Annotated in this window: 10 protein-coding genes; 7 read left to right on the top strand and 3 right to left on the bottom strand. The window is 63.1% G+C overall.

Translation table 11 applies throughout. The features are described 5' to 3' along the window. Nucleotides 1-273: 273 nt before the first annotated feature. Nucleotides 274-1425: a glycosyltransferase family 4 protein gene (locus tag FPL11_RS06405; protein WP_144347887.1), complete on the top strand. Its 1152-nt coding sequence runs from the start codon at nucleotides 274-276 to the stop codon at nucleotides 1423-1425. Nucleotides 1426-1523: 98 nt separating this feature from the next. Further along, a complete protein-coding gene (locus FPL11_RS06400) occupies nucleotides 1524-2846 on the top strand; it encodes a nucleotide sugar dehydrogenase (protein ID WP_144347886.1) in 1323 nt (440 codons plus the stop codon). An 82-nt stretch (nucleotides 2847-2928) separates the two neighbouring features. Here the strand turns inward: FPL11_RS06400 and FPL11_RS06395 are convergent, their stop codons facing one another. The 3 genes from FPL11_RS06395 to FPL11_RS06385 are packed head-to-tail and all read right to left on the bottom strand — an operon-like array spanning nucleotide 2929 to nucleotide 8508. After that, complete coding sequence (locus tag FPL11_RS06395) at nucleotides 2929-5247, bottom strand: tyrosine-type recombinase/integrase (RefSeq protein WP_144347885.1); 2319 nt, start codon at nucleotides 5245-5247, stop codon at nucleotides 2929-2931. A gap of 17 nt (nucleotides 5248-5264) precedes the next feature. Next, on the bottom strand, nucleotides 5265-7610 hold the full coding sequence (locus FPL11_RS06390) for a hypothetical protein (RefSeq protein WP_144347884.1): 2346 nt from the start codon (nucleotides 7608-7610) through the stop codon (nucleotides 5265-5267). Continuing rightward, nucleotides 7597-8508 (bottom strand): hypothetical protein, encoded by a 912-nt coding sequence (locus tag FPL11_RS06385; protein WP_144347883.1) that lies wholly within the window; start codon nucleotides 8506-8508, stop codon nucleotides 7597-7599. Before FPL11_RS06385 ends, FPL11_RS06390 begins: the two co-directional genes overlap by 14 nt. A 305-nt stretch (nucleotides 8509-8813) precedes the next feature. On the opposite strand from FPL11_RS06385, the gene FPL11_RS06380 reads away from it, so the two are divergent. From FPL11_RS06380 to brnA, 5 genes are all read left to right on the top strand, one after another. Continuing rightward, entirely contained in the window at nucleotides 8814-9104 is a 291-nt protein-coding gene (locus tag FPL11_RS06380; RefSeq protein WP_144347882.1) for an STAS-like domain-containing protein, read from the top strand. A 450-nt stretch (nucleotides 9105-9554) separates the two neighbouring features. Next, entirely contained in the window at nucleotides 9555-10232 is a 678-nt protein-coding gene (locus FPL11_RS06375; protein WP_144347881.1) for a hypothetical protein, read from the top strand. 14 nt (nucleotides 10233-10246) lie between these two features. Next, on the top strand, nucleotides 10247-11434 hold the full coding sequence (locus FPL11_RS06370) for a site-specific integrase (RefSeq protein ID WP_144347880.1): 1188 nt from the start codon (nucleotides 10247-10249) through the stop codon (nucleotides 11432-11434). A 27-nt stretch (nucleotides 11435-11461) separates the two neighbouring features. Continuing rightward, nucleotides 11462-11725, top strand: a complete 264-nt coding sequence (locus tag FPL11_RS06365) for a BrnT family toxin (protein WP_144347879.1) — start codon at nucleotides 11462-11464, stop codon at nucleotides 11723-11725. Continuing rightward, on the top strand, nucleotides 11715-11990 hold the full coding sequence (gene brnA / locus FPL11_RS06360; protein ID WP_144347878.1) for a type II toxin-antitoxin system BrnA family antitoxin: 276 nt from the start codon (nucleotides 11715-11717) through the stop codon (nucleotides 11988-11990). The genes FPL11_RS06365 and brnA overlap by 11 nt, the downstream gene beginning before the upstream one ends. Nucleotides 11991-12088 lie beyond the last annotated feature (98 nt).

The following is a 12088-nucleotide window of genomic DNA, read 5'->3' as shown; positions in this document are numbered from 1 at the left end:
GTCTGCTGGCTGATGCGGTGGTTGGTAGTTTTATGGCGCTGGATATTATCCGCCGCCCTGCGGCTGCTGGATCAGGGCAGCATCGATACCCGCGCAAACGTCGCGCCAGCGGCCGCATAGCGGAATGCTCAGAACCGACTAAGTAAGCTTTTTAGGGGTCTGTCTCGATCACGAGGTATACCTCAACCCCACAGTTGAAAAATTTTTATGTGAAGGGTCTGCGGCCGAGAGCATATCAACGTTACTGAAGCGGCAATGATAAAGCCGCTGTAGATGTTATTTCCATTGAAAATCCTCCTATTCGCTAACACCGATTGGTATCTCTACAACTTTCGTAGATCGCTGGCCCTGACGTTGCAGCATGCGGGCCATGAGGTGCTGCTGCTCTCGCCGCCGGGGCCGGACGGTAAGCGGCTGCAGGCGCTTGGCCTGCGCTGGATGCCAGCACCTATGCAGCGGCTTAGTCTGAACCCGCTGCGCGAACTGCGGCTGCTGATCTGGCTGATTCGGTTGATCCGGCGCGAGAACATCGATCTGGTGCACGGGTTTACCATCAAATGCGCGGTTTATGGTGCCCTCGCCGCGCGGCTGGCTGGCAACCGGCCTCGGGTCAGTGCCGTGGCGGGGATGGGCTATGTGTTCGTCAGTCCCTCCCTGAAGGCGCGGTTTCTACGGCCCGTGGTTCGATGGGTGCTGCGCGCGGCCCTCGGTGGGCGGCGCGGCCGCCTGATCCTGCAAAACGGGGACGACGTGGCGGTTTTCGATAAGGCGCGCCTTATCGCTCCTAATCACATCCGACTGATTAAGGGTTCCGGGGTGGATCTGGCGCGGTTTACCCCGCGCAGTGAGCCTCTGTCTTCGCCGCCGTTTCGGGTGGTCCTGCCCGCGCGGCTGCTCTGGGACAAGGGAGTTGGCGAACTGGTTGAGGCATCGCGGCAGTTGAAGGCCCACGGGGTGGCGGTGGAGGTATTGCTCGCCGGCGAGCCCGATGCTGGCAACCCCGCTGCAGTGCCCGAAAACGATATCCGCCGTTGGCATAACGAAGGGCTCGTTCACTGGCTCGGAAAGGTCGATGATATGCCGGGTCTCTTTCAGTCGGTGCACGCCGTGGTGTTGCCAAGTTATTACGGAGAAGGCCTGCCGAAGAGCTTGATTGAGGCGGCGGCATGCGAGCGGCCGCTGGTGACGACGGACATGCCGGGCTGTCGTGAAGTCGTCACCGACGGGGTGGATGGCCTGCTGGTGCCGGTACGGGATTCGGGGGCGCTCGCCGACGCCATCGAGCGTCTCGTGCATGACCCCGCGCTGTGCGAACGGCTGGGAGAAGCGGCAAGGCGAAAGGCCCAGGCCGAGTTCGATGAGCGAATCGTCATCGAGCGGACGATGGCGGTGTACGAAGAGTTGCTGCTTGCGCGCATGGAATGAGCGTGGCTGGTTAGAGCGAGCCACCTACACCCCTTACCCATACGCGTCATACACATTCACATTATTCCAACCACCCTTCCGCAATAACGGATTCCTCAATGTCCATGGATCTGCCCAATGCCCCCCGCGTAGCCGTCATCGGCCTCGGCTATGTCGGTCTGCCGTTGGCGGCGGCCTTTGCCGAGGCGTATCCCGTCACCGGCTTTGATATTGATCCGCGCCGCATCCGCGAACTTGAGGCGGGTCGTGACCGAACCGAAGAGCTGAGCACGGAGGAAATGGCCACCGCCGCCGCCCACGGCATCCGCTACACCAGCGACCCCGAAGACCTGCGCGACTGCAATGTCTTCGTGGTCACTGTCCCGACGCCTATCGATGACCACCGTCGCCCGGATCTCAGACCATTGCTGAGAGCCAGTGAGACGGTCGGCCAGGCCATCCAGCCCGGCGCCGTCGTCATCTACGAGTCCACTGTGTACCCCGGCGCCACCGAGGAAGACTGTATTCCGGTCGTCGAACGGGTCTCGGGACTCACTTATGGCAAGGATTTCTACGCCGGCTACAGCCCCGAGCGCATCAACCCCGGCGACAAGGCCCATCGGGTGACCGATATCGTCAAGGTCACCAGCGGTTCATCGCCCGAGGTCGCCGACTTCGTCGATGCCCTCTATGCCCGGGTTATCACCGCCGGCACGCACAAGGCGCCGAGCATCGCCGTCGCCGAGGCCGCTAAGGTGATCGAGAACACCCAGCGCGATGTGAACATTGCGCTGGTCAACGAACTGGCCATGCTCTTCAACCGCCTGGATTTGGACACGCAAGCCGTCCTCGAGGCCGCCGGCACCAAGTGGAATTTTTTGCCCTTCCGCCCGGGGCTGGTGGGCGGCCACTGCATTGGGGTGGATCCCTACTACCTCACCCATAGGGCCCAGGCCATCGGTCATCACCCGGAGATGATCCTCGCCGGCCGGCGCCTTAATGACGGCATGGGCGCGCATGTGGCGCATGAAGTGGTCAAGGGCCTGATCCAGCGCGGTGTCTGCATCCCCGAGGCGCACATCCTGGTGCTGGGCCTCGCCTTCAAGGAAGACACTCCGGACCTGCGCAACACGCGAGTGATCGACATCGTCCGCGAGCTCCAAGACTACGGCGCCACGGTTGCCGTCCATGATCCGGTGGTGGATGCCGAGGAGGCACGGGAGGAGTTTGGACTGGAGTTGGTCCCGGTGGAGGCGTTGGAGGGGCTCGCCGGGGCGAGTGCTGAGGAGACCGCTCGCTATGACGCCGCCATCCTGACTGTTGCCCATCGGTCGTTCGTGGCGTTTGGCGCCTCTGGTATCCGCCAATGGCTCAAGCCCGAGGGCTATCTCTACGACGTCAAGTACGCCTTTGACGCCGGTCAGGTCGACGGGCGCTTGTAACGCCCTCCGGTACAATCCCCATCTCCTCAAAAGGGCTGGCAGCCACGGTTGCCGGCCCTTTTTTGTTGGTGTCGGTCGCCGCCTACGCCACCTTCACCCGCGGTCCCTCGTTGTATGCCCGGCGCATGACATCGGCATGGATCCAGTCGAGGGTGTGGGTGTAGTGGAGGATCGATGTGCGCAGATCTTCGTGCCCGACGAGTTTCTTAATCTGGATATGGTCATCCGTGCCGGCGCTCGAGCGGGCCTCGCCATCAAAGATCTGGCGCAGCCGCGCCAAGGCCGCCGGTTGGAACATCGTGGCCGCTTTCTGGGGCAGGGTCTCGGCAAAGCCGGGGTGACGCATGGCGTAGACGCGCAGGGCGAGCCATGACACAAAGCTGTGCCGTAGCAGATGAAAATCCACTTCGCCGCCCAGGTGCGCGCGCATCAAGCCGATTATTGGGTCGATCAAGGCTTCCCGGGTATACCGATCGGGATTGCCGCTGGGCCCGAAAAGTGCGATCTGATTGATCTTCCAGCCCTTAAAGCGTGGGTCGGCAAACTGCTGGCGTCGTGCCTCGACGAATTCCCTAAACCACCTAACCATCTCTGGCGGCGCCAGCACATCCAGCGGGATCGAGCGCGTCGCCGCTGAGGTCTTCCCCGCCGAGACCGTCACTCGCACCTCGCCGTGGTCAATGAAGACATCTTTCAGGGTGAGGCCCAACACATCCGCCGAGCGCAAGCCGCCATAGAACCCCAGCATGACCGCGGCGGCCGCCTGCGCGCCCCAGTCACCGCCGTGGTGCAGGCAATGATTCCAGATAAGGCCCGCCTCATAGGGGGTGAGGATGTCGATGCGCTTCGCGGTATGCACATGGGCCTGCCCGCCGGGCAGATGCTCGACCTCCGGCAGGTGCCCGATGCGTTTGGCATAACGCAGGCAATCCCCCCAGGTCTGCCGAAAATGCCCTACGGTCGTGTGCTGCCAGTCGCGCGAGGCGATGATCTGGGTTTCCATTGCATCCACGATATCGTCATCCCAGAGCGGGAGATTCATGGCGGGCTCGAGGGCGAGGGTGGAAACGGCCAAGAGGCGGCTCACGTAAGTGCGCAGGGTCGAGATCTTGGCTCGTTTGAGGGCGAGCTCACAAAGCCAGCCAAAGCCGATATGGGCAAGGGTCGGCCCTGCCCAGAGGGCATTGAGCTCCCCGAGGCGCTTGTCGCGCTGGTCTTCAAGTTTTTGGTGATTGGCCTCGGTGACATAGCGGTTTCTGCCCTGCAGCGCCTCGGCGTCCTGGCAGAAGCGCTGCAGGATGCGGTTGGCCTTGGTTGCCCAGTGCTCGGGCAGGGCCTCGGTATCAAACCACTCGCCGCCCGCCGGCGCGGTCAGGTTGGCCGCATCAGGCGCGGGCGGTTTGATGGGTGCGCTCGCGAGTGTGTCTCCCGAGAGACGCACCGATTGTTTGGGGTTCTGTGCCGCAAGCGCATGAAGATCCGTGCAGGCGGGCAGCGGAAAGCCCTTGCCCAGTTCGATCAACGCTGGCGGCATCCCCCGGCCCTGGGGAATGAACCGCCCGACCTGGCAGAAGGTTGTCCAGTCTGAAAGCCGCACACCGCCACGATGGCCGGTATCCCGGCGAAAGGCCTGCGCAAACCCCTGAAAGGCCTTTTGCAGGGCATCCGCGACGGCTTTTTTTTTCTCGGCCGCGGCATCGATGAGCGCATCCTCAGGCAAGGTGGGGTCGATGGGCTCGCCGAGGGCCTCGGCAAAGAGCAGGACATCATCGCGGGTGTCCTTAGGACTGCCCGGCGGCAGAAGCCGCGCGCAGCCCGGGGGCAGCGGCCAGTGGTAGTAAGCGCGGCTCAAGTTGGCGATATCGATGGGCAGGCGCAGGTCGCCGTTGGCGGTCACGCACGCCGGGGTGAGCCGCGCGAGGCTGCCGCTCACCAGATCCGCGCCCATGCCCGTGCGGGTGGTGAGTCGCAGGGCAAGGGCGAGGGCCCGGTCCATGGGTTCTAAGGCCGCGCGCTCGGCAAGCCAGCGATCGAGGTACGGATCCATCGCATAGGCGATGGCCTGCTGGTGGAACTGCAACGCGCTGCCCGCGGTGGTCTGTGGGCGCATGGGGTGATGGGTCTGGCCCGGCATGGCACAGGTGGCAAGACCGGTGAGATTAATGACCTCCAGCACCTCGGTGACAAGCTTGAACGCTCGGCGCTTGCGATCGTCCGGCAGGGCTTGGCGCGTGGCCTTCACCAGTTGATTGGCCTGGGCGCGAGCCAGCCGGTGGTTCTCATCGATGAGCGCTGCGGTGTGGGTGATCAGGCCCGTCACGACCTCGGCATCGCGGCCCTTGAAGCGCCTCGGGCAGAGGCGCTTTACCTGATCGTGGAGTTTTTCGGGGTCGATGGACATTGGATGGCCTCCTCAGGCTAGATCAACCGAAAGCCCGCGCGATGGAGCACATCGGCGAGCGCGTTTTTCACCGCGCCCATATCCAGGCTCGCGAGGGATTCGGGCTGGAAATAGGTCCCGCCGGCGCCGGTATGGCCCATGGCGGCATGGACGGCCGCCTCATCAAGCACCCGGTCGAGTGCAGTGCACACGGTATGGCGGGTGGCGTTAGAGCTCGGGCGTGGATCGTCGATGTGGTAGTCCGCGAGCACCCGGGCGAAATCGGCGTTCGTGAACACCTGCATCACGGCCTGCTGCCCGCGTTTCAGCTCGATCCAGGCGGGCAGGTCCTCACGGCCCGGGCCGCGCGCGTCCGTGATCGGCCAGCCGGCGGTTTTAATCGTTGCCGTGCAGTCATTCACGGCCGCATTGAGCTGATCCAGCGCCTTGCCAAGCGCATTGGCCACCGGCAGGACGCGTGCCTCGCGGTAGGCCTGGCTGTCCTTGTCGCGGATTAAAAGCAGGGCGTGCTGGGGGCTCTGCACCCCCTTGCCCACCCGCGTGGCGAGCGCGCGCCCGGCGATCGGGCGGGCGCCGGTACCGAGCTCAAAGGCGAGATACGTCTGCGCGGCGAGCAGGCGCAGGCACTCAATCCGGGCCTGCGCTTCGGCGCTGGAGCCTTTCGGTTGGCGCCTGATCGCCTTGCGCGCCTGGATGAGTGCCGATCGCAGGGCCTCGAACACACCGCGGTAATCCTCGGGCGCCAGCGCCCGGGCCGAGCCGGTGGGGCGCGCCAGGTTATCGTGCGGCGTCTTAAGACCGTCCAACCAGGGCCGAAGGCCATTGCGGGGTGCAGAGCGCTTGAGCAGTTCGGCGGCGAGCGTCTCATTGTGCTCAGCGAAAAGCGCCTGCAGCGCACCGGCGCGCTCGCGGCGATAGGTGCCGGGCACGATGTGCCCAAAGTTAAAGCCCCCGGAGAGGATCTGCGCGGGGTTGCGCGTTTCGGCCAGGCGCTCGAGGGCATAGGCACCGGTCTTTCGCAGCCGCTTTAAGCTGGGGGTCACCCCTGGCGTATTGCCCAGACGGTAGGTGAGCTGACGGTCAATCGGGTCGCGACGGCCGGCCAAGGGCCGCTCCCCGCCCCAGGTGCGCAGGTAATGCGCGATGCGCGGCGGCAGGACCAGTTCCACCATCAGGTTGTCGTCGTCATCGTCGCCGGCAGTAGGGCCGTTTTTAAGCCGATAGGTAAGCCGCTCCCCATCAAAATGCGGCGTTTCATCCAGCGGTCTCGCCGAGGACTGGGTTAAACGCATCAGCCGCTCAGGGTCGATGGTGGTGGTGAGTACGAGCCAGGCGGTGAGAAAATCCAGCGGTTCGCTGGCAAGGACTTCAAGGGCATCGCGCACCCGCCCAAGCGAGAGGAGCGAGGCGTCCGCCGGGCTCTGCACGGCACTGGTGGCGGCCCGATCGACGATGAGCCGTGCCATTCGCCGGCCGTCTTTCGGCGCGGTGGTGCTCGTCTCGCTGAGCGCAATGGAGAGCGCGGCCTCGAAATCGCTGGACGCCGCTTTGACCTCGACCCGAGTCCCGCCGAGGTTCACCGTCAGGGTGTCCGTCCCGGGCGCCGCCAGCGTCGGATCGGCGCGATCAGGCTGAGGCGTCTGGTCGCGGCACTTGCCCGATCGGCGGGGGATTGAGCGGCCGAAATCCGGGGCGTGGAGGTCTTTGTCATCCAGGCGCTCCATCGCCCGGCGGGGACCGGGCGTGCCGCCGCCCCCGTCACGAAGCCGCTCACCGACTCCCCGCGTGCCATCCAGGAGCTTTTCGAAGTTCTCAAGCCACTCGTCGAGCTCAGCCGGGGCGACCGCCTCATTGGCCTTTTTGGCCGAGATGGCGTCATAGGCCGCCCGTGCGGTGACTCGCCAGTGCTCATCCGGCGCGGGCATGTCGGTACCAAGCCTTGCCAGGCACCGGCGGACCTCCAGGAACTGATCATAGTAAATCGTAACCTCGTGGCCATCGAAGCCACCGAAAAGCCCCACAAGGATCTGGCGCCGCGCCCGCTCGCCGGCCGCCTCATCGGGCGCTGACTTGGCCGTCCGCAGCGATTCCTGCAGTGTCCCGAACAGCGGATACTCCTGCTTGAGCCTCGATGGCTTGGTGTCGTCGAGCGCCAATGACTGAAGATCGACATCCAGGGTGACGTCGAACTCATCGGCGAGGGCCTCGATCACATCGACTGCCCCGTCCCACGGCGGCGCCATGGTGTATTCGACGAGCGTACCGAGCGCGCTTGTCTCGAGCGCAAGCGCCCTGGTGGGGTCGACGCGCCATTCGCTGAGAATCGCTGAGAGGCGCTTGGCGCGGGCGCTAGAACGGTTCATCGTCGGGGTCCCATTCGGGAGAGCGGTCAGCATCAATGGCATCGTTGTCGGAGGTATCGCGCCGGTGGTGATGCCGGAAGCCTTTTGCTGCCCGGTAGGCGTTGTGATGATCGATACTCGGTTCGTCATCGGTGTCAGGGCCGTCCGGTGCTTCAGCCGGCATCTGGGGATCGGGCTCAACCGCCGCGACAGTCGGGCCATCAACACCGCTATCCTCGGGCGGCTCGGTCGGTTCGGCCGGCTCGGGGTCGACGGGCGTATCATCGGCAGCCTTGGGCTTCGCCGCCTCCTTCGCCGCCCGCTCGTAGGGCTTGAGCGCGCGCTGGACTGAGTCCAGGCTCACCGCATCCGCGAGCAGGGCGCGGATCTGCCTAGCTGAGAGCACTTCGGCGGGCTGGTTGAACAACACCTCCGCGAAGACTCGCTGCTTCCGGGGGTGATCGGCGAACCATTTCAATACATCGCGCCAGTTGTGGTCGGGTAGTCCCTCCGCGGCCGGTTTGATGACCTGGTAGAGGTCCTTGACCACCTCCTGGTGGGTGGGCGAGGCAAGGTCATCGGCATCGATGAGCAACACAAAAACCGGACGATCCGGATGAAAGCGCTGACTGAATGGCTCAGCGCGATCGGTTTGCGCGCCTTTCTCACCGTGGTTGATCCACGGCCGGTGTATAAGCTCGACGTTAATGTGCGTCTCTCCGGCCTCGTCCTCTCGCATCAGCACCGGATCCGTGGAGAGCGCCACCGGGGGCGCGCGGTGCTTCGACGCGTTCGTCGACAGCGCACAGGCGGGGAGCACGTCCGATGCCGGGCGCTGGGTCATCTCCGCTGGGATCTCGATGCTCGAAAAACTGGCGAAGTCGGCGATGTAGGTTTTCATTGACGGCTTTTTGGTCATGTGGCCTGTCCTCACTTGTCAGATTTCCGTTAAGGGCAAGTGCGGTTACCCTTGTGGCGCCCCTTTTCGGAGGCGCTGGAGATAGTGTGATTAAAGGAATCGAGCATGGGGGGGCTCTAATTGAGCAAAATGCTCAATAACTCTGCTCGAATCGACTGGCGTGTCCTCGTCGACGATCTAATGCCCGGAGTGAGCGCCTCCAGCGCTGATGCTGGAGAGGCAAATGGCGATGCTGGAGGTGTGCAACCTGACCGTAAGGATGCGGTCCGATTCGTGAGAGAGCGGTTCAGGACAGGAGAAGGCGAATGACGTCAGCAATAAAGCCAGAAGGCTCAGATCTCGCGTCCCGTGCCACCGGCGCGGCGCTGAGGGAGTCCATCGAGCAGTCTGCACGCGATGATGGCCTGGCAACGGTTGACCTCAGTGGCGTGCAGACGCTTGCCGAATCCTTCGCGGATGAAGCATTCGGTGTCCTTGCCCTGCGGCATGGTGTCGACTGGGTTGTGGAGCACGTGGAGTTTCACGGCGCGTCGGAAGCGGTTCTGACGACAATCGCCCGCGTGATCGATCGCCGCTATCCGGTCGAGGTGGCATAGGTTAACCTCGGCCGCGGTCATCGAAGTGGTGCCTGCTTAGCCAATGCGCTTGGCCGGCGGCCGATGCCACTGAGTTATAATCCCGTCTAACAACACCTCCCCCGCCTCTCAGCGATGCGCACCCCTGGAGGTTACTTCTTTTAGCTCCCCGCGGTTTTTCTCTCGAATCGGCGCACCCAGCCCCTACGCAACTGAACGACGCATCGATAGCCAGAATCATTCGTTCGGCTTGACTCGCTTGGCATCAAATCGAGTGGCGCTAATCTGGTGCATTTTCATGGCGAAAGCGCCAAATCTCAGCCCAAACGGGCGCTATTGATAGAGGCCATTAATAGGTCATCTGATGAATCGTGGTGTCGGGTGGTTTTTCCCGCCTCGATATCCCCTTTGCAGAATCGCTTTATCTGATATTCATGGGGTGAATGTAAGCAACAGAAGGACACATTCACGATGTATCAGACCAGTAATCACAACGTCGATTGGGATCTCGTCTTCCACGCCTGCCGGCTCAAAAATATTGGCTTGACCCACGAGCTCTTCATTCAGGATCCGTGGAACATCCTCCGCGCCCTGGACATGCTCGATGCCATCGAGACGCTCGAGGCGGGCGAGCTGCCGGTCCCCGCGGAGCCACCACCGCCGGCGTTTTGGGACCGGCTCTACGATCGATCCGAGCTCATCAAGCGGGGGCTTAACCGTCAGCGGTTCAAGTACTCACCTTGGGTCTATGTGATGCGTCACGGTTGCCTGGACGTCCTCGGTCAGCTCTATCGCAGGTGGGCTGCCCGCGGGCGGCGGGCATCGCATGACATACCCATCAAGGCGCCGAAGCGCTGCGGCATCGTCCACCGGATCACCGATGGGCTCGCGGTCATCGTCGATGCCTTTTATCCGCTGGCGCTGACCACCGAAGGCCGGTGGCGGGTCGACCGCGAGCGAATCGTCGCAATGGGTGAACGCTACCGCATGCGGCTCTTGTTCCTGTCTCTGATTAACGCGCTTGCATATGTGATGGTCTATGAAATGGGTGAGTCCCTGATATCCGAGGTGGCGATGCTTGCCCTCGTGGGGATCACGACCGCTGGCATGGTCCGGCTCGGGGCGGTCGAAGCGTCGGTGGAAGCCTAAAGGGGGCGACGAAGATGGCGACATTTGTTGTAAGACCCAACGGCATCCTTCAGTACGACCTGTTTCTCTATGGCCGGCGGTTTCGCGAGGGCACCGGCCTGCGGAATACCCCGGAGAACCGCCGAGTGATCCGCCGGAACGTAAAGCGCATCAACGCCGAGCTCGAGACCGGGATGTTCGACTACGGGGCGTGGTTTCCCGAAAGCCCGAAGAAGGATGAGGCCATGCGCTGGATTCATGACCGGGATCCGCGCGAGCCGGCGAGCAGCTTCACCCGCTACGCCCGGCAGTGGTGGGCGCTGCACCGCGAGGGCTGGAAGCCGAGTTACGCAAAGCGTATCGAGCAGGTGATCGAGCGCTACCTCATCCCGGCGTTTGGTGAGCAACCGGTGCGCCAGATCGACGAGCGCGCGATTCTCGCCTTCAGGGAGTCGCTCGCCGCCGAGACGGAGACCGACGGCACCCGGGCGATCAGCAATACTCGGATCAATACCATCATGTCGCCACTGTCCGGGATCCTGCAGTTCGCCGAGCGTGAGCTTGGGATCAATAACCCCATGCGGCATGTTCGGACCCTTCGCGAGGAGCGCCCGGACGTCCAGCCCCTGACCGCTGAGGAGGTCTGGGCCTTTCTCGATGCCGTCGACCCGGCCTTTCGGCTGTACTTCGAGGTGCGCTTTCACACCGGGCTTCGCACCGGTGAGATCAATGGGCTAAAGGTCAAACACGTCGATGTCGAGCGTGCTCGGCTGCGCATTCGCGAGGCGGTGGTGGATGGCGTGCCAACGAGCCTTAAACGTGCCATCGCCCGGCGCGATGTGACGGTGTCATCGGCCTTGGCCGAGGCGCTCGCCGCGCATATCGCCGGTCGCGACCCCGATGAGTATGTGTTCCCGGACGAGGATGGCCAGGCGCTCGATCCCTCCAAGGTCTCGCGCCGGGTCTGGCATCCAACCTTAAAGGCGCTCGGCTTGCGGCCGCGCCGGGTCTACGAGACCCGGCACACCGCGGCCGTCCTGCATCTGGCCGCCGGGGAAAACCCGATCTTCATCTCCCGGCTCCTTGGACACAGCTCCGGCGAGCTGCTGTTCCGCCGCTACGCGCCGTTCGTTCCCAACGCCGTGGGCGGCGACGGGGCGGCGTTTGAAGGGATGATGGCGCGGGTGCGGGCAGAGAATAATTCGACGCAACAGCTTGTATAGATACCGGAAAAGGTATACTTTCTACTCATGAGTGCCTTTGAGTTTGACGAAGAGAAAAGTCAGGCAAATCTCCAAAAGCATGGAATCGACTTCCACCGTGCCCAGCAGTTGTGGAAGGACAACGAGTTGCTCGAAGTCCAAGCTCGATCAGACGATGAACCCCGTTGTCTGGTTGTAGGCCGTATCGACGAGCAACACTGGTCCGCGATAGTTACTTACCGTGGCGAGAAGATCCGAATCATATCGGTGAGGCGCTCGCGCAAGAGTGAGGTGACGATGTATGAAGGCTGAAGATTTCGACAAGAAGTTTGATGAGGGTGCAGAGGACATCATTGATGACCTTGACCTTAAAACCGCACGGCGGGCCAATCAGGAATCCAAGCGCGTTAACGTTGATTTCCCTGCCTGGGTCGTTGAATCGCTGGATCAGGAATCGGCGCGGATCGGCGTCACGCGCCAATCTATTATCAAGGTCTGGTTGGTTGAGCGCTTACGTGCCGAATCGGTCAACACGCGATCCCCTTCCGAAACCACCAGTCGGTCTAGCGCTGACTGATGGGCTTCACTCCATAGCAGCAAGCACATCGGCTCCTTGGGCACAGCTCCGGCGAGCTGCTGTTCCGCCGCTACGCGCCGTTCGTCCCCAACGCCGTG

The sequence above is a fragment of the Spiribacter aquaticus genome (genome assembly GCF_007625215.1).
In the GTDB taxonomy this organism is placed as follows: Bacteria; Pseudomonadota; Gammaproteobacteria; order Nitrococcales; family Nitrococcaceae; genus Spiribacter; species Spiribacter roseus.
This window is presented reverse-complemented; position numbering and strand designations above follow the sequence as displayed.